Annotated in this window: 15 protein-coding genes; 14 read left to right on the top strand and 1 reads right to left on the bottom strand. The window is 71.5% G+C overall.

Going from position 1 to position 16,684, the window contains the following annotated elements; genetic code table 11:
• The first annotated feature begins 50 nt into the window (after positions 1 to 50).
• Both LEP48_RS09385 and LEP48_RS09390 read left to right on the top strand, forming a co-directional pair.
• Positions 51 to 1,094, top strand: a complete 1,044-nt coding sequence (locus tag LEP48_RS09385; RefSeq protein WP_225565320.1) for a TerC family protein — start codon at positions 51 to 53, stop codon at positions 1,092 to 1,094.
• Entirely contained in the window at positions 1,091 to 2,110 is a 1,020-nt protein-coding gene (locus LEP48_RS09390; protein ID WP_225565321.1) for a TerC family protein, read from the top strand. Before LEP48_RS09385 ends, LEP48_RS09390 begins: the two co-directional genes overlap by 4 nt.
• Positions 2,111 to 2,174: 64 nt before the next feature.
• On the opposite strand, the gene LEP48_RS09395 is transcribed toward LEP48_RS09390, so the two are convergent.
• Complete coding sequence (locus tag LEP48_RS09395; protein ID WP_225565322.1) at positions 2,175 to 2,471, bottom strand: YciI family protein; 297 nt, start codon at positions 2,469 to 2,471, stop codon at positions 2,175 to 2,177.
• Positions 2,472 to 2,599: 128 nt separating this feature from the next.
• Between LEP48_RS09395 and uvrA the strand changes: the two genes are divergently transcribed.
• The 12 genes from uvrA to LEP48_RS09455 all read left to right on the top strand — a co-directional run bounded on the left by uvrA (position 2,600) and on the right by LEP48_RS09455 (position 16,663).
• Positions 2,600 to 5,545, top strand: coding sequence for an excinuclease ABC subunit UvrA (uvrA, locus tag LEP48_RS09400; RefSeq protein WP_225565323.1), 2,946 nt, complete (start codon positions 2,600 to 2,602; stop codon positions 5,543 to 5,545).
• A 17-nt stretch (positions 5,546 to 5,562) separates the two neighbouring features.
• Positions 5,563 to 6,066, top strand: coding sequence for an OsmC family protein (locus LEP48_RS09405; protein ID WP_225565324.1), 504 nt, complete (start codon positions 5,563 to 5,565; stop codon positions 6,064 to 6,066).
• Positions 6,067 to 6,151: 85 nt separating this feature from the next.
• Positions 6,152 to 8,293 (top strand): excinuclease ABC subunit UvrC, encoded by a 2,142-nt coding sequence (uvrC, locus tag LEP48_RS09410; RefSeq protein WP_225565325.1) that lies wholly within the window; start codon positions 6,152 to 6,154, stop codon positions 8,291 to 8,293.
• The gene (gene rapZ / locus LEP48_RS09415; RefSeq protein WP_225565326.1) at positions 8,290 to 9,225 is read left to right on the top strand and encodes an RNase adapter RapZ; all 936 of its coding nucleotides are present in this window, start codon (positions 8,290 to 8,292) and stop codon (positions 9,223 to 9,225) included. Before uvrC ends, rapZ begins: the two co-directional genes overlap by 4 nt.
• Entirely contained in the window at positions 9,225 to 10,190 is a 966-nt protein-coding gene (locus tag LEP48_RS09420; protein WP_225565327.1) for a gluconeogenesis factor YvcK family protein, read from the top strand. Before rapZ ends, LEP48_RS09420 begins: the two co-directional genes overlap by 1 nt.
• Before the next feature lie 54 nt (positions 10,191 to 10,244).
• Positions 10,245 to 11,225 carry a DNA-binding protein WhiA gene (whiA, locus tag LEP48_RS09425; protein WP_225565328.1) on the top strand — a complete coding sequence of 327 codons (981 nt, stop codon included), beginning with the start codon at positions 10,245 to 10,247 and terminating at the stop codon, positions 11,223 to 11,225.
• A gap of 244 nt (positions 11,226 to 11,469) precedes the next feature.
• Positions 11,470 to 12,474, top strand: coding sequence for a type I glyceraldehyde-3-phosphate dehydrogenase (gene gap, locus LEP48_RS09430; protein ID WP_225565329.1), 1,005 nt, complete (start codon positions 11,470 to 11,472; stop codon positions 12,472 to 12,474).
• A gap of 113 nt (positions 12,475 to 12,587) precedes the next feature.
• Entirely contained in the window at positions 12,588 to 13,787 is a 1,200-nt protein-coding gene (locus LEP48_RS09435) for a phosphoglycerate kinase (RefSeq protein ID WP_225565330.1), read from the top strand.
• A 169-nt stretch (positions 13,788 to 13,956) separates the two neighbouring features.
• The gene (gene tpiA / locus LEP48_RS09440; RefSeq protein WP_225565418.1) at positions 13,957 to 14,724 is read left to right on the top strand and encodes a triose-phosphate isomerase; all 768 of its coding nucleotides are present in this window, start codon (positions 13,957 to 13,959) and stop codon (positions 14,722 to 14,724) included.
• Between the two features lie 224 nt (positions 14,725 to 14,948).
• Positions 14,949 to 15,191: a preprotein translocase subunit SecG gene (secG, locus tag LEP48_RS09445; RefSeq protein WP_225565331.1), complete on the top strand. Its 243-nt coding sequence runs from the start codon at positions 14,949 to 14,951 to the stop codon at positions 15,189 to 15,191.
• 139 nt (positions 15,192 to 15,330) lie between these two features.
• Positions 15,331 to 15,696: an RNA polymerase-binding protein RbpA gene (locus LEP48_RS09450; RefSeq protein ID WP_225565332.1), complete on the top strand. Its 366-nt coding sequence runs from the start codon at positions 15,331 to 15,333 to the stop codon at positions 15,694 to 15,696.
• Between the two features lie 67 nt (positions 15,697 to 15,763).
• A complete protein-coding gene (locus LEP48_RS09455) occupies positions 15,764 to 16,663 on the top strand; it encodes a phenylalanine 4-monooxygenase (RefSeq protein WP_225565333.1) in 900 nt (299 codons plus the stop codon).
• The last annotated feature ends 21 nt before the right edge of the window (positions 16,664 to 16,684 follow it).

Genomic DNA, 16,684 nt, shown 5'->3' on the forward strand with positions numbered 1-16,684 from the left:
CAGGTGGAGAAGACCTTCGGTGCTCAGTGCTACGTACCGGAGGACTACCCATGGATGTGCCCGTCTGGGTCTGGATCGCGACCGTCGTCGTGATCGTCGCGATGCTCGCCGTCGACTATGTCGGCCACGTGCGGACGCCGCACGCGCCCTCCCTCCGGGAGTCGGCGCTCTGGTCGGCGGCCTACGTGGCCGTCGCCCTCGTCTTCGGCGTGATCGTGTGGTTGGCCTGGGGCAGTACCTACGGCGGCGAGTACTTCGCCGGGTACATCACCGAGAAGAGCCTGTCGGTCGACAACCTGTTCGTGTTCGTGCTGATCATGACCAGCTTCCGGGTGCCGCGGGAGTTCCAGCAGCGGGTCCTGCTGATCGGCATCACGATCGCGCTCGTGCTGCGCACCGTCTTCATCTTCGCCGGTGCCGCGATCATCGCGAACTTCGCCTGGGTCTTCTACGTGTTCGGCGCGTTCCTCATCTGGACGGCGATCAGCCAGGCGCGGTCCGGCACGAGCCACGACGAGGAGTTCGAGGAGAACAGCGTGCTGCGCCTGACGCGGCGGCTGTTCCCGACCACCGACTCCTACGTCGGCGACAAGCTGACCACGAAGATCGACGGCAAGCGCTACATCACGCCGATGCTCACGGTGATGATCGCGATCGGCAGCGCCGACCTGCTGTTCGCCGTGGACTCCATCCCGGCGATCTTCGGGCTCACCCAGGAGACCTACCTCGTCTTCGCTGCCAACGCCTTCTCGCTGCTGGGCCTGCGCCAGCTGTACTTCCTGGTGGACGGACTCCTCGACCGGCTGGTCTACCTCAACTACGGCCTGGCGGCGATCCTCGGCTTCATCGGCGTGAAGCTCCTCATCCACGCGATGCACACGAACGAGGTCCCGTTCATCAACGGCGGCCAGCACATCGAGGTCGTCCCGGAGATCTCCACGGCCGTCTCCCTGGTGTTCATCGTGGTCGTCCTGGCCATCACCACCGTGGCCTCGCTGCTGCGCGACCGCCACGTCACGCGTGCGAGAGTGGTGGGCGACGCGCCGGACGAGACCTCCACCCCGCAGACCGACTCCCGAGAGGCTGATGCATGATCCACGAGCTGCCCGTCTGGTTCGAGGTGGCGTCGCTGTCCACCCTGATCCTCCTGCTGGTCGCCGACCTGCTGATCGTCGCCCGCCGCCCCCACGTGCCGAGCATGAAGGAGAGCGGCATCTGGGTCGGCTTCTACGTCGGGCTCGCACTCGTCTTCGGCCTGGTCGTGCTCGCGGTCGGCGGCGCGGCGCCCGCGGGGGAGTTCTACGCCGGATGGCTCACCGAGTACTCGCTGAGCGTCGACAACCTCTTCGTCTTCGTCATCATCATGTCGAGGTTCGCCGTGCCGCGGCAGCACCAGCAGATGGTGCTGATGGTCGGCATCATCATCGCCCTGGTGCTGCGGGCGGCGTTCATCGTCGCCGGAGCGGCGATCCTCGAGCAGTTCGTCTGGGTCTTCTACCTGTTCGGCGCGTTCCTCGTCTACACGGCGATCAAGCTGGTCGCCGGAGGCGACGACGAGGAGGAGTTCAAGGAGAACGTCGCGATCCGGCTCCTGCGGCGGGTGCTGCCGGTGAGCAAGGACTACGACGGCGCACGCGTGCGCACGGTGGTGGACGGCAAGAGGATGTTCACCCCGATGGTCGTCGTGTTCGTCGCGATCGGCTCGACCGACCTCCTGTTCGCGCTGGACTCGATCCCGGCGATCTTCGGGCTCACGAAGGACCCGTTCATCGTGTTCACGGCGAACCTGTTCGCCCTCATGGGGCTGCGCCAGCTCTACTTCCTGCTCGGCGGCCTCCTCGAGCGGCTCGTGTACCTGCCGATCGCCCTCGCCGTGATCCTGGGCTTCATCGGGGTCAAGCTCGTCTTCGAGGCGCTGCACACGAACACCGTGCCGTTCATCAACGGCGGGCAGCACGTGCAGTGGGCGCCCGAGATCCCGATCTGGCTGTCGCTGACGGTGATCCTCGGCTCGATCGGCATCGCCACGGTCGCGAGCCTGCTCAAGACGAAGCGGTCGGCGGCCCTCGAGTCCGCGCGGGAGTCTGCGGACGTCTCCGACCAGCCCTGAGGCCGGGCCGTGCCACGACGGCCGGTCCCCGGGCGGTACGCCGCCTGAGGACCGGCCGTCGTGCTCAGCGGGCGAAGCCGCCGATCACCGGCACCCACTCGCGCGCGGAACGGTCCGCGAGGAGGCCAGCTCGGCGGAAGGGGTCCTCGTCGAGCACGCGGAGCGCAGTCGTGACGTCCTCCGCCTCGACGACGAGCAGCGCGCCGGCCGGTGCGCCGTCCGGCGAGGGCGGCAGCGGTCCGGAGACGTGGAGCACGCCCTGGGCGTGCAGCTCGCCCAGGAAGGCCCGGTGATCGGGGCGCACGTCGTCCAGGCGGGCGGCGTCCGACACGTAGACGTAGGTGACTGCGAAGACGGCCATGACCGGCATCAAAGCACGTCGGCCACCGTGGTGCAGGGCTGTCCGGCGAGGCTCGTCGGCCCGCTCCGCGGGAGTGTGACCCATAGAACACGTGTGCGAATGTCGGTCCGGGGCCGTACGATGCTGCGGTGAGCAATCGCCTCGTCATCTCCGGCGCCCGTGAGCACAACCTGCGTAACGTCGAGCTCGATCTCCCGCGGGACCAGCTCATCGTCTTCACGGGTCTGTCAGGCTCCGGCAAGTCGTCCCTGGCCTTCGACACCATCTTCGCCGAGGGGCAGCGCCGCTACGTGGAGTCGCTGTCCGCGTACGCGCGGCAGTTCCTCGGTCAGATGGACAAGCCCGACGTCGACTTCATCGAGGGCCTGTCGCCGGCCGTGTCGATCGACCAGAAGTCGACCAACCGCAACCCGCGCTCGACGGTGGGCACGATCACCGAGGTCTACGACTACCTGCGCCTGCTGTTCGCCCGGGCCGGGACGCAGCACTGCCCGGTCTGCGGTGAGGCCGTGCGCTCGCAGACGCCGCAGCAGATCGTGGACAAGCTGCTCGAGCTGCCCGAGGGCACGCGCTACCAGGTGCTGGCACCCGTGGTGCGCGGGCGCAAGGGCGAGTACGTGGACCTGTTCCACGAGCTGCAGACGCAGGGCTTCGCCCGCGCCCGGGTCGACGGCGAGGTGGTGCAGCTCGCGGAGCCGCCGGCCCTGGAGAAGAAGCTCAAGCACGACATCGAGGTGGTCGTCGACCGGCTCGTGGCCCGGGACGGCGTGCAGCGCCGGCTCACGGACTCCGTGGAGACGGCGCTGTCCCTCGCCGGCGGGCTCGTGCTCGTCGAGCTGGTCGACGCGGACATCGACGACCTCGACCGCGTCCGGAAGTTCTCCGAGAAGCGCGCGTGCCCGAACGACCACCCGCTGACGCTCGACGAGATCGAGCCTCGCACCTTCTCCTTCAACGCGCCCTACGGCGCCTGCCCGGAGTGCACGGGCATCGGCTTCCGCCTCGAGGTGGACCCCGACCTCGTGGTGCCGGACGAGGAGAAGACGCTGCGGGACGGCGCCGTGGTGCCGTGGGCGCTCACGTCGTCCGAGTACTTCACGCGGGTGCTGTCGGCGCTCGCGGACGAGATGAGCTTCTCCATGGACGTCCCGTGGCGGGCCCTGCCGAAGCGGGCACGGGACGCGATCCTGCACGGGCGCGACCACAAGGTGCACGTGCGCTACAAGAACCGGTGGGGTCGCGAGCGGCAGTACTCGACGGGGTTCGAGGGAGCGGTGACGTTCCTCGAGCGCCGGCACCGGGAGACCGAGTCCGACTGGTCGAAGGAGAAGTACGAGGCGTACATGCGGGAGGTCCCGTGTCCGGTGTGCTCCGGCGCGCGCCTCAAGCCCGAGGTGCTCGCGGTCACGGTCGGGGGCAGGTCGATCTGGGACGTGTGCCGCATGCCGATCGACGAGGCGAAGGAGTTCCTCGACGGGCTCGAGCTGGGCCAGCGCGAGCGTGCCATCGCCTCCGAGGTGCTCAAGGAGATCCACGCGCGCCTGGGGTTCCTGGTCGACGTCGGTCTGCACTACCTCTCGCTGGAGCGGCCGGCGGGCACGCTCTCCGGCGGCGAGGCGCAGCGCATCCGGCTCGCGACCCAGATCGGCTCCGGCCTGGTCGGCGTGCTGTACGTGCTCGACGAGCCGTCGATCGGCCTGCACCAGCGCGACAACCGACGCCTGATCGACACGCTCACGCGCCTGCGGGACCTCGGGAACACCCTCATCGTCGTGGAGCACGACGAGGACACGATCCGCGCGGCCGACTGGATCGTGGACGTCGGCCCCGGCGCCGGGGAGCACGGCGGCCAGGTGGTCCACTCGGGCGACTACGCCGGCCTGCTGACCGCCGAGGGCTCCCTGACGGGGGCGTACCTCGCCGGCCGGCGCAGCATCCCCCTCCCGGCCGCGCGCCGCGGCGTCGACCCGGACCGCCAGGTCACGGTGGTCGGGGCGCGCGAGAACAACCTGCGCGGGATCGACGTGTCGTTCCCGCTCGGCGTGCTCACCGCGGTGACGGGCGTCTCGGGCTCCGGCAAGTCCACGTTGGTGAACTCGATCCTGCACACGGTGCTCGCGAACGAGCTCAACGGGGCCCGCCAGGTCGCCGGCCGGCACCGGCGTGTCACGGGGACCGAGCACCTCGACAAGGTCGTGCACGTCGACCAGGGCCCGATCGGGCGCACACCCCGGTCGAACCCTGCCACGTACACGGGCGTGTGGGACCGCATCCGCAAGATCTTCGCGGAGACGGAGGAGGCCAAGGTGCGCGGGTACGGCCCGGGCCGGTTCTCCTTCAACGTCAAGGGCGGCCGGTGCGAGGCCTGCGCGGGAGACGGCACGCTGAAGATCGAGATGAACTTCCTGCCCGACGTGTACGTGCCCTGCGAGGTGTGCCACGGAGCCCGCTACAACCGGGAGACCCTCGAGGTGCACTTCAAGGGGCGCACGGTCGCGGACGTGCTGAACATGCCGATCGAGGAGGCGGCGGAGTTCTTCGCCGCGTTCCCCGCGATCTCCCGCTACCTGGCCACTCTCGTCGACGTCGGCCTGGGGTACGTCCGGCTGGGGCAGCCTGCCCCCACGCTGTCGGGCGGCGAGGCGCAGCGCGTGAAGCTTGCGAGCGAGCTGCAGAAGCGCTCGACCGGCCGCACGATCTACGTCCTCGACGAGCCGACCACGGGCCTGCACTTCGAGGACATCCGGCGCCTTCTCGGGGTGCTGCAGTCGCTGGTCGACAAGGGCAACACCGTGCTCGTGATCGAGCACAACCTGGACGTCGTCAAGAGCGCGGACTGGATCGTCGACATGGGCCCGGAGGGCGGGTCCGGCGGGGGCACCGTGGTGGCGCAGGGGACGCCCGAGGAGGTCGCGAAGGTCGGGTCGAGCCACACAGGGCGCTTCCTCGCGGAGGCACTGGCGGGGCACGCGCCCGTCGCCGTCGCGTCCCCCGCACCGGCGCGTGGCGGGGCGGTCGCGCCGGCGAAGGCGGCCGGCCGGGCCAAGCGCACCGGCAAGCGCAGCGCGGCCTGACCCCATAGCGTGTGGCCATGGGCGCGCATCACAACTACTCCGTGACCGTCTCCTGGCCGGATCCCCCGGTGGGCGAGGGTCCGGCCATGGGCACCACGTCGTACACGGCATACTCCCGGGACCACCGGGTGCAGCTGCCGGGCAAGCCGTGGCTGCCCGGAAGTGCCGACCCGACGTTCCGGGGCGACCCGGCCCGGTACAGCCCCGAGGAGCTGTTCGTCGCGAGCCTGGCCCAGTGCCACATGCTGTGGTTCCTGCACCTCGCGGCAGAGACCGGCCTGGTGGTGCGGGAGTACACGGACGACACCACGGGCACCATGCGCGTCGAGGCCCGGGGCGAGGGGCAGTTCACCGACGTCACGCTGCGTCCTCGCGTCGCGGCGGACCCCGGGCCGTCGAGCACCGACGCGGCGATCGCCGAGCTGCACCGCCGCGCGCACGCCCTGTGCTTCATCGCCCGATCGGTGAACTTCTCCGTCCTGGTCGAGCCCGCCCCGGTGCGGCTGACCGAGGGCGCCTGACCGCGCCGGCGACGGGGCGCTCGTCGGCCGGGACCGGCCCGCGGCGCGCCCTGTCGTGTCACCGGCCTGACCTAGGCTGACGCGCATGGCAGACCCAGCGACGTACCGACCGAAGCCGGGGGAGATCCCGACCTCGCCGGGGGTGTACCGCTTCCGCGACCCGCACGGCCGGGTGATCTATGTCGGCAAGGCCAAGAACCTGCGCTCGCGCCTGTCCAGCTACTTCCAGGACGTCGCGAACCTGCACCACCGCACGCAGACGATGGTCACGACGGCGGCGTCCGTCGAGTGGACCGTGGTCGGCACCGAGGTCGAGGCGCTCGCCCTCGAGTACTCCTGGATCAAGGAGTTCGACCCCCGCTTCAACGTCAAGTACCGCGACGACAAGTCGTACCCGTACCTGGCCGTGACGCTGGGCGAGGAGGTGCCGCGCGCCCAGGTGATGCGTGGTGCCAAGCGCCCCGGCACGCGGTACTTCGGCCCGTACGGCCACGCCTGGGCGATCCGCGAGACGCTCGACCTCCTGCTGCGGGTGTTCCCCGTGCGTACCTGCTCCGCCGGGGTGTACAAGCGTGCGCACCAGACGGGGCGCCCCTGCCTGCTGGGCTACATCGACAAGTGTTCCGCGCCGTGCGTGGGCCGCATCAGCGTGGAGGACCACCAGCAGCTCGCGCGCGACTTCTGCGACTTCATGGCCGGTGACACCGGGCGGTTCGAGCGTCGCCTCACGGCGCGGATGCGCGAGGCTGCCGAGAACATGGAGTACGAGCAGGCCGCCCGGCTGCGCGACGACATCGAGGCGCTGCGCCGCGCGACGGAGAAGAACGCGGTCGTCCTGCCCGACGCCACCGACGTGGACGTGTTCGCCCTCGTGGGCGACGAGCTCGAGGCCGCCATCCAGGTCTTCCACGTGCGCGGCGGCAGGATTCGTGGGCAGCGCGGCTGGGTCGTGGAGAAGGTGGAGGACATCACCGACGCCGAGCTCGTCGAGCACCTCCTCCAGCAGGTGTACGGGGCGGTGGAGGACGCCAGGGGCGCGGCCGAGGACGCGCAGACCAGGGCGACGGAGCGACAGGCGGCGCGCGACGCCGTACCTCGGGAGGTGCTCGTGCCGGTGCTGCCGCCCGACCCGGAGCAGATGGCGACGTGGCTCACGGGCCTGCGCGGAGCCCGGGTGGACCTGCGGGTGCCGCAGCGGGGGGACAAGCGCGAGCTCGCGGCGACCGTGCGGGCGAACGCCGAGCACGCCCTCGTCCTGCACCGGACGCGCCGGGCGGGCGACCTGACGACGCGCAGCCAGGCGCTGCAGGAGATCCAGGAGGGCCTGGGCCTCGACGCGGCCCCGCTGCGCATCGAGTGCTACGACGTCTCGCACACGCAGGGGTCCTACCAGTCCGCGTCGATGGTCGTGTTCGAGGACGGACTGCCGCGCAAGAGCGAGTACCGCACGTTCTCGGTGCGCGGCCCGGAGGGCGACGGCGCCCGCGACGACACCGCCGCGATGCACGAGGTCATCACGCGCCGGTTCCGGCGGTACGTGGCGGACCGGCTCGCGGCCGGGGACGTCGAGCTCGACGACAGGGACACGGCCGATGCCGACGGCGGCGACGGGGGTGCCGCGGCCGGGGTGCCGGCACCGCTGCGCTCGGGCGAGGTGGAGGCCACCACGGAGTCGGAGCCCAAGCGGTTCGCGTACCCCCCGAACCTGGTCGTGGTCGACGGCGGACCGCCCCAGGTAGCGGCGGCGGCGCGGGCGCTGTCCGAGCTCGGGGTCACCGACGTGGCGCTGTGCGGGCTCGCCAAGCGGCTCGAGGAGGTCTGGCTCCCGGGCGAGGAGTACCCGGTGATCCTGCAGCGCGCCTCGGAGGGCCTCTACCTCTTGCAGCGGGTCCGCGACGAGGCCCACCGGTTCGCGATCGCCCAGCACCGGCGCCGGCGCAGCAAGGGGATGACGGCGTCCGTGCTCGACGACGTCCCGGGCCTCGGCCCGGCCCGCCGCCGGGCGCTGCTGGCCGAGTTCGGGTCGGTGAAGCGGCTGCGTGCCGCGACGGTCGAGCAGGTCGCGGCCGTGCCGGGGATGGGCCGCAAGACGGCCGAGACGGTCGTGGCGGCGCTCGCCCGGCCCGACGCCCCGTCCGACACGCCGGAGAACCCCGGGACGTCCGACGCGCCCAGGCCGGCGCGAACACCCCGCGACGGTGCCCGCGCTGGCATGCTGGGCGCATGACCGAGCCGTCGCCGATCACCGTTCCCCAGGGCATCCCCGAGATCGAGGCCGCGACGCCGGCCCCGGAGCGCACGGAGCCCGAGGTCCTCATCATCACCGGCATGTCCGGGGCCGGGCGGTCCCGCGCGGCCGGCGTCCTGGAGGACCTCGACTGGTTCGTGGTCGACAACCTCCCGCCGCTGATGATCGTCCCGCTCGTCGACCTCATGACGCGTGCCGGGTCCTCCGTCGAGCGGCTGGCCGTCGTCGTCGACGTGCGTGGGCGCGAGTACTTCCACGAGCTCGCCCAGGTGCTGGAGCACCTGCGTGACTCCGGCCTGCTGTACCGGATCCTCTTCCTCGACGCGCGTGACGACGTTCTCGTGCGGCGCTACGAGAGCGTGCGCCGCCCGCACCCGCTGCAGGGGGAGGGGCGCATCCTGGACGGCATCGGCGACGAGCGGCGCCGGCTCGCGACGATCGCCGAGCGCGCCGACTTCGTCATCGACACGTCCGAGCTGTCGGTGCACGACCTGGCCCGGGAGGTCCGCGCAGCGGTGTCCGAGGGAGCGCCGGAGGCGCTGCGGGTGAACGTGCTCGCGTTCGGGTTCAAGTACGGGCTGCCCCTCGACGCGGACCATGTGGCGGACGTCCGCTTCCTGGCGAACCCCTACTGGATCACCGAGCTGCGCCACCTCACCGGCCGGGACGCCCCGGTGCGCGACTACGTGCTCGAGCGGCCGGGTGCCCTCGAGTTCGTGGACCGCTACGTCGCCGCGCTGGAGCCCGTGCTGGCGGGCTACCTGAACGAGGAGAAGCGCTACGTGACGATCGCCGTCGGCTGCACGGGCGGCAAGCACCGCTCGGTGGCGATCGCGGGCGAGATCGCCGAGCGCCTGCGCGCGGCCGGCCAGCGGGTGACGGTCACGGCTCGCGACCTCGGGAAGGAGTGATGGCGCTGGGCGTCTCCCCTCGCGTCGTCGCGCTCGGGGGCGGTCACGGCTTGTCCTCGAGCCTGCGTGCGCTGCGCCTGATGTCGGACCAGCTGACGGCCGTCGTGACGGTCGCCGACGACGGGGGGTCGTCGGGCCGGCTGCGCGAGGAGCTGGACGTGCTGCCGCCGGGAGACCTGCGCATGGCGCTCGCCGCGCTGTGCGACGACTCGGAGTGGGGCCGCACCTGGAGCGACATGCTGCAGCACCGGTTCCGTTCGGCGGGCAGCCTCGACAACCACGCCATGGGCAACCTGCTCATCGTGACGCTGTGGCAACAGCTCGGCGACACGGTGCAGGGGCTCGACTGGGTCGGGAGGCTGCTGGGTGCCCGTGGACGGGTGCTGCCCATGGCCTCCGTGCCGCTCGTCGTCGAGGCGGACGTGCGGTGCGGGGCCGATGCGGAGCTGCAGCACGTCGTGGGGCAGAGCAGGGTCGCCAAGACGGAGGGCCGCATCGAGCAGCTGCGGCTCGTGCCGGCCGCACCGCCCGCCTGCCCGGAGTCGGTCGACGCGATCCGCGCCGCGGACTGGGTCGTCCTCGGCCCCGGCTCGTGGTTCTCCTCGGTGCTCGTGCACCTGCTCGTGCCGGACCTGGCGAGGGCGCTGTACGAGACGAGCGCGCGCATCTGCGTGACGCTCAACCTCGCGCCGGAGCGGGGCGAGACCCAGGACCTGACGGCGACCGACCACCTGGAGGCCCTGGCCCGCCACGCCCCGGGCCTGCGGGTCGACGCGGTGCTGGCCGACCCGTCGGCGGTCGAGGACATCGCGGAGCTGGAGGACGCCGCCGCGCAGATGGGCGCCCGCGTGCTCATGCGTCAGGTGCGCCGGGGCGACGGCAGCCCGCTGCACGACCCGCTGCGCCTGGCCGCCGCGTTCCGGGACGTCTTCGAGGGGGTCTACGGCGACGTCCCGGGTGCCTGAGCGGGCGGACGCACCGCGGCCGTCGGGGGCCGTCGCGCGTGGCAGGATGACGCCATGGCGCTGACGGCAGAGGTGAAGGACGAGCTCACGCGGGTCAAGGTGACGCGGACGTCGTGCCGCAAGGCGGAGGTCTCGTCGACGCTGCGGTTCTCCGGGGGCCTGCACATCATCTCGGGCCGCGTCGTCATCGAGGCGGAGCTCGACACGGAGTCGGGGGCGGCGAGGCTGCGGCGCGCCATCACCGACCTGTACGGGCACACGAGCGAGCTGATCGTGGTGCAGGCGGGCGGGCTGCGCAAGCACCACCGGTACGTGGTGCGGGTGGTGCGGGACGGCGAGTCGCTGGCCCGGCAGACGGGCCTGCTGGACTCGCGCGGCCGGCCGGTGCGCGGCCTGGCTCCGGAGGTCGTCTCTGCGGGCGTGGCCGAGGCGGAGGCCGTGTGGCGCGGTGCGTTCCTCGCGCACGGCTCCCTGACGGAGCCGGGGCGGTCGATGGCGCTGGAGGTCACGTGCCCGGGCCCGGAGGCGGCGCTCGCGCTGGTCGGGGCGGCGCGCCGGCTCGGCGTCCAGGCGAAGTCCCGCGAGGTCCGTGGCGTCGACCGGGTGGTGGTCCGCGACGGCGAGGCGATCAGCGAGATCCTGCGCCGGATGGGCGCCCCGGCGACGCGTCAGGTGTGGGACGAGCGTCGTGCCCGGCGCGAGGTGCGGGGCACGGCGAACCGGCTCGCGAACTTCGACGACGCCAACCTGCGGCGCTCGGCCCGGGCGGCCGTGGCGGCGGGGGCGCGGGTGCAGCGGGCGTTCGAGATCCTGGGGGAGGAGGTCCCGGAGCACCTGCAGCAGGCGGGCGAGCTGAGGCTCGCCCACAAGCAGGCGTCGCTCGAGGAGCTGGGCCAGCTCGCCGACCCGCCGCTGTCGAAGGACGCCGTGGCGGGGCGCATCCGGCGCCTGCTCTCGACGGCCGACAAGAAGGCGATGGAGCTGGGCGTGCCCGACACGGAGGCCGGGCTGCCGCCGGACCTCCTGGACCTCTGATGCTGTCGACCGTGTGGTAAGACCACGCGTCTCACGGGTGGCGGCCGGGTCGGCGGACGGTAGGGGTTGGGTATAGGCTCGGCACGTCAGGTGACGACGACGTGGCCCGCGGCAGACCGCCCGAAGCTGTGACGTCGGGGGTGCCAGGGTCTCGACGTTCATCATCAGCACGCCGATGGCGTGCGGAAGTCGGCATCAACCGTGTGCGCCGGTACATCCCCGGCGCGCCCTGAGGAGGGCAATCGTGACCATCCGCGTCGGGATCAACGGCTTCGGTCGTATCGGACGGAACTTCTACCGCGCAATCGTCGAGTCGGGTGCGGACGTCGAGGTCGTGGGCGTCAACGACCTGACGGACAACAAGACCCTGGCCCACCTGCTCAAGTACGACACGGTGCTGGGCCGCCTGGGCAAGACGGTCGAGTTCGACGACGACAACATCATCGTCGGCGGGCACAAGATCCGTGCCCTCGCCGAGCGCGACCCGGCCAACCTCCCCTGGGGCGAGCTGGGCGCCGACATCGTCATCGAGTCGACCGGTTTCTTCACCGACGCGACCAAGGCCAAGGCGCACCTTGACGCGGGCGCGAAGAAGGTCATCATCTCCGCCCCGGCGAAGAACGAGGACGCCACGTTCGTCATGGGCGTGAACAACGACCAGTACGACCCGGCTGCGCACCACATCATCTCGAACGCGTCGTGCACCACGAACTGCCTCGCCCCCCTGGCGAAGGCGCTCAACGACTCGATCGGCATCGAGCGTGGCCTCATGACCACGATCCACGCCTACACCGGTGACCAGAACCTCCAGGACGGTCCGCACAAGGACCTGCGTCGCGCCCGTGCGGCCGCGCAGAACATCGTGCCGACCACGACCGGCGCCGCCAAGGCCGTGGCCCTCGTGCTCCCGGAGCTCAAGGGCAAGCTGGACGGCTACGCGCTGCGCGTGCCCGTGATCACCGGCTCGGCCACCGACCTCACCTTCGAGGCTCCGAAGGAGGTCACGGTCGAGGAGGTCAACGCCGCGGTCAAGGCCGCCGCCGAGGGCCCCCTCAAGGGCGTGCTGTCGTACGTCGAGGACGACATCGTCTCCACGGACATCGTCACCGACCCGCACCAGAGCATCTTCGACGCCAAGCTCACCAAGGTGATCGGCAACCAGGTCAAGGTCGTCTCCTGGTACGACAACGAGTGGGGCTACTCCAACTCGCTCGTCGCGCTGACGGTCTTCGTCGGCGAGAAGCTCTGACGCTCTCCGTCTGAGACGCAGCGTGAACCACGACGTCCGCGTGCGCGCCGCCTGTGCGGCAGCGCACGCGGACGTCGTCATGTGACCGACCCTCCGATCTGGACAAGGTGCCCATGAAGACCATCGACTCCCTCGGCGACCTGCGCGGCAAGCGCGTCCTCGTCCGCTCCGACTTCAACGTGCCGCTCGACGGCACGACCATCACCGACGACGGCCGCATCCGCGCCGCGCTGCCGACGCTGACGCGGCTCGCGGAGGCCGGTGCCCGGGTCGTCGTCACCGCGCACCTGGGGCGCCCCAAGGGCTCCCCGGACCCGCAGTACTCGCTCGCGCCCGTCGCGGCCCGACTCGGTGAGCTCCTGGGCCAGGACGTCGTCCTCGCCGACGACGTGACCGGCGACTCGGCGCGCGCGGTGGTCGCCGACCTCGCCGACGGCCGGGTCGCCCTGCTGGAGAACGTGCGCTTCGACGCGCGCGAGACGTCCAAGGTGGACGGGGAGCGCAAGGAGCTCGCCCGCGAGCTCGCGGACCTGGCGGACGCGTTCGTCTCCGACGGCTTCGGCGTGGTGCACCGCAAGCAGGCGTCGGTGTACGACGTGGCCGAGCTGCTCCCGGCAGCGGCTGGCGACCTCGTGCTCAAGGAGGTCGAGTCGCTCTCGCGCGCCACGACCGACCCGGAGCGCCCGTACGCCGTCGTCCTGGGCGGTTCCAAGGTCTCCGACAAGCTCGGGGTCATCGCGAACCTGTTGACGAAGGCGGACCGGCTCCTCATCGGCGGCGGGATGGTCTTCACGTTCCTGGCCGCGAAGGGCCACTCCGTGGGCTCCTCGCTGCTCGAGGCCGACCAGGTCGAGACCGTCAAGGGCTACCTCGAGCAGGCCGAGCAGAACGGCGTCGAGATCGTGCTGCCGACGGACATCGTCGCGGCCGACGCGTTCGCCGCCGACGCCGCGCACCGCACGGTGCCGGCCGACGCGATCGCCGACGGCACCATGGGCCTGGACATCGGCCCGGAGTCCGGCGAGCTGTTCGCCGCGAAGCTCGCGGACGCGAAGACCATCGCCTGGAACGGCCCCATGGGCGTCTTCGAGTTCGACGCCTTCGCGGGCGGCACCCGCGCCGTGGCCCAGGGCATCGTCGACGCGACGGCGGCCGGCGCGTTCTCCATCGTGGGCGGCGGCGACTCCGCCGCGGCGGTGCGTGCGCTCGGCTTCGACGAGGCCGGGTTCAGCCACATCTCCACCGGCGGCGGCGCCAGCCTCGAGCTCCTCGAGGGCAAGGAGCTCCCGGGCCTCGCGGTCCTCGCCGACTGACACCGCGGGCGGGCCGCGACAGCGGGGCCCCCCCCCCCCCCCCCCCCCCCCCCCCCCCCGCGCCCCCCCCCCCCCCGGGGGCCCCCCCCCCCCCCCCCCCCCGACCCACCCGTATCCCTGCAGCACGAGAGAACGAGGACCCATCGTGGCCACGAACCGCACGCCCCTGATGGCGGGCAACTGGAAGATGAACCTGGACCACACCGAGGCGATCGCCGCGGTGCAGAAGCTGGCGTGGACGCTCAAGGACGCGAAGCACGACTACGCGGCCGTGGAGGTCGCCGTCCTGCCGCCGTTCACCGATCTCCGGTCGGTGCAGACGCTGGTCGACGCCGACAAGCTGGAGCTGCGCTACGGCGCCCAGGACCTCTCCCAGCACGCCTCCGGCGCGTACACCGGCGAGATCTCGGGGGCAATGCTGGCGCGCCTGGGCGCCACGTACGCCGTCGTCGGGCACTCCGAGCGCCGTGAGTACCACGCCGAGGGCGACGACGTCGTGAACGCCAAGGTGCGCGCCGCCTACGAGCACGGCCTCGTGCCGATCCTGTGCGTGGGCGAGGGCCTCGAGGTCCGCAAGGCGGGGCAGCAGGTCGAGCACACCCTGGCCCAGGTCGCCGCCGGGCTGGTCGACGTCACGCGCGAGCAGGCCTTGCAGGTCGTCATCGCGTACGAGCCCGTCTGGGCGATCGGCACCGGTGAGGTCGCGACCCCGCAGGACGCGCAGGAGGTCTGCGGCGCGATCCGCGGCAAGCTGGCCGAGCTGTACGACCAGGAGGTCGCCGACGCGGTCCGCGTGCTGTACGGCGGCTCGGTCAAGTCGGGCAACGTCGCGCAGATCATGGCCGAGCCCGACGTCGACGGCGCCCTGGTGGGCGGTGCCAGCCTCGACCCGGTCGAGTTCGCGAAGATCGCGCGCTACCAGTCGCACGTCGGCTGACAGGCGGCACGAGGAGCGGGGCGACGCCCCGGCGGACGCCTCCCGGGACCGTCACGCGGTGGAAACACCGGTGTTCGCCTCGGGAGGCGTTCGTCACTTACTCTTGACCCGGCCGGGATGCCGTCCCGGCACCCGCCGCCAGTGACGAGCACGGTCGAGCACAGACAGCACGGGCAAGCACAGCCGGGCACGGACGAGCACAGACGAGGACAGTCGAGGAAATCGTGGACGCGTTGCAGATCATCCTTCAGGTGTTGCTGGTCCTGACCAGCGCCTTCCTGATCCTGCTCATCCTCATGCACAAGGGCAAGGGCGGCGGTCTCTCCGACATGTTCGGTGGCGGCGTCTCGAGCGCGGCGGGGAGCTCGGGCGTGGCAGAGCGGAACCTGAACCGGATCACGGTGAGCTTTGCCGTGGTGTGGTTCGTGGTGGTCGTGCTGCTGGGCCTCATCACGAAGGTCGGCTGACGCACCAACCGGACCGGGTCGCACGGGCGTAGCCCGGACCCGGGGCAGGGGCTAGCGAGGCGGCCGGCTCGGGGGAGCCGGCCGAACAGGATCGTCCGTGGGCACACGCCCACTGAGTCGAAGGTGAGGACGACAGGTCGTGGCTACTGCCGGTCATGCAATCCGAGGTTCGCGCGTGGGCGCGGGCCCCATGGGAGAGACGGAACGCGGCGAGGCGGCACCCCGGGTGCGGGTGTCGTACTGGTGCGCGAACGGTCATGAGACGACGCCGATGTTCTCGGCCAGCGAGGACGTGGCCCCCCCGGAGGTGTGGGACTGCCCGAGCTGCGGGTTCCCCGCGGGCCAGGACGCCGCCAACCCGCCGGAGCCGTCTCGCAACGAGCCCTACAAGACGCACCTCGCGTACGTGAAGGAGCGCCGTTCGGAGGACGAGGGCGCGGCTCTGCTGGAGGAGGCGCTCGAGACCCTGAGGGCACGGCGCTCCGGGCTGCGCCAGGCCAGCTGACCGCCTGCGGGTGGCGCGCGTGCACGCTCCGGCGGGCACGGGTGGCCGGCGGGCGTATCCTGGCGAAATGTTCGAAGAAGGACAGCTCTACGCCCCCGTCACCGAAGACGAGAACGGCGTCACAGTCCATCTGGCCGACGACCACCCCGGTGCGCACGACCAGGAGTACCGACGGCGCCGTGAGGTGATCGCCGGCCCGGCGCTGCGTTGGCAACCGGGTGATCCCGTGCCACAGGTGGAGTACACGGACCAGGAGAACGAGATCTGGCGCCGGGTGTGCGCCGAGCTCGCGCCGAAGCACGAGCGGCTCGCGATCAAGGGGTTCCTCGAGGGCAAGGAAGCCCTCGGCCTGCCCACGGACCGTGTGCCGCAGCTGGACGAGGTCAGCGCCGGCCTCGAGCCGCTGAGCGGTTTCCGGCTGCACCCCGCTGCGGGGCTCGTGCCGCTCGACGTGTTCTACGGCTCTCTCGCCGACGGTGTCTTCCACTCGACCCAGTACCTGCGGCACGGGTCACAACCCCTGTACACGCCGGAGCCCGACATCATCCACGAGGTCGTGGGCCACGGGAACCTGCTGGCGAACCCCGCCATCGCCGAGGTCAAGCGTCGGGCGGGGGAGGCCGCCCGCCGGTGCGAGACGCCCGAGGGACTCCAGTTCGTCGCCGACGTCTTCTGGTTCACGATCGAGTTCGGCGTCATGTACGAGGGCGGCGAGCTGCGCTGCTACGGGGCCGGCCTGCTGTCCTCGTTCGGCGAGATCGAGGAGTTCCGGGGGGCCACCATCCGGCCGATCGACTTCTACTCCATGGGCACGGTCGAGTACGACATCTCGCACTACCAGCCCACGCTCTTCGCCTGCGACGGCATGAACGAGCTCACCGAGCGGGTGGGGGAGTTCTTCGCCGAGTTCGACGACGACGTCCCGGGCCGGCTCGCGGCGGAGCGCAAGCGGGCCACGGCGAGCTGATCGGGTCCGCAGGTCGAGCCC

Source organism: Isoptericola luteus (assembly GCF_020297055.1).
In the GTDB taxonomy this organism is placed as follows: Bacteria; Actinomycetota; Actinomycetes; order Actinomycetales; family Cellulomonadaceae; genus Isoptericola; species Isoptericola luteus.

Excerpts from the sequence above, each read along its gene's own strand:
- tpiA (WP_225565418.1), top strand. The coding sequence starts at position 13,957 with ATGGCGGGCAACTGGAAGATGAACCTGGACCACACCGAGGCGATCGCC.
- LEP48_RS09435 (WP_225565330.1), top strand. The coding sequence starts at position 12,588 with ATGAAGACCATCGACTCCCTCGGCGACCTGCGCGGCAAGCGCGTCCTC.
- LEP48_RS09405 (WP_225565324.1), top strand. The coding sequence starts at position 5,563 with ATGGGCGCGCATCACAACTACTCCGTGACCGTCTCCTGGCCGGATCCC.
- LEP48_RS09395 (WP_225565322.1), bottom strand. The coding sequence starts at position 2,471 with ATGGCCGTCTTCGCAGTCACCTACGTCTACGTGTCGGACGCCGCCCGC.
- whiA (WP_225565328.1), top strand. The coding sequence starts at position 10,245 with ATGGCGCTGACGGCAGAGGTGAAGGACGAGCTCACGCGGGTCAAGGTG.
- LEP48_RS09385 (WP_225565320.1), top strand. The coding sequence starts at position 51 with ATGGATGTGCCCGTCTGGGTCTGGATCGCGACCGTCGTCGTGATCGTC.
- rapZ (WP_225565326.1), top strand. The coding sequence starts at position 8,290 with ATGACCGAGCCGTCGCCGATCACCGTTCCCCAGGGCATCCCCGAGATC.
- uvrC (WP_225565325.1), top strand. The coding sequence starts at position 6,152 with ATGGCAGACCCAGCGACGTACCGACCGAAGCCGGGGGAGATCCCGACC.
- LEP48_RS09420 (WP_225565327.1), top strand. The coding sequence starts at position 9,225 with ATGGCGCTGGGCGTCTCCCCTCGCGTCGTCGCGCTCGGGGGCGGTCAC.
- LEP48_RS09455 (WP_225565333.1), top strand. The coding sequence starts at position 15,764 with ATGTTCGAAGAAGGACAGCTCTACGCCCCCGTCACCGAAGACGAGAAC.
- LEP48_RS09390 (WP_225565321.1), top strand. The coding sequence starts at position 1,091 with ATGATCCACGAGCTGCCCGTCTGGTTCGAGGTGGCGTCGCTGTCCACC.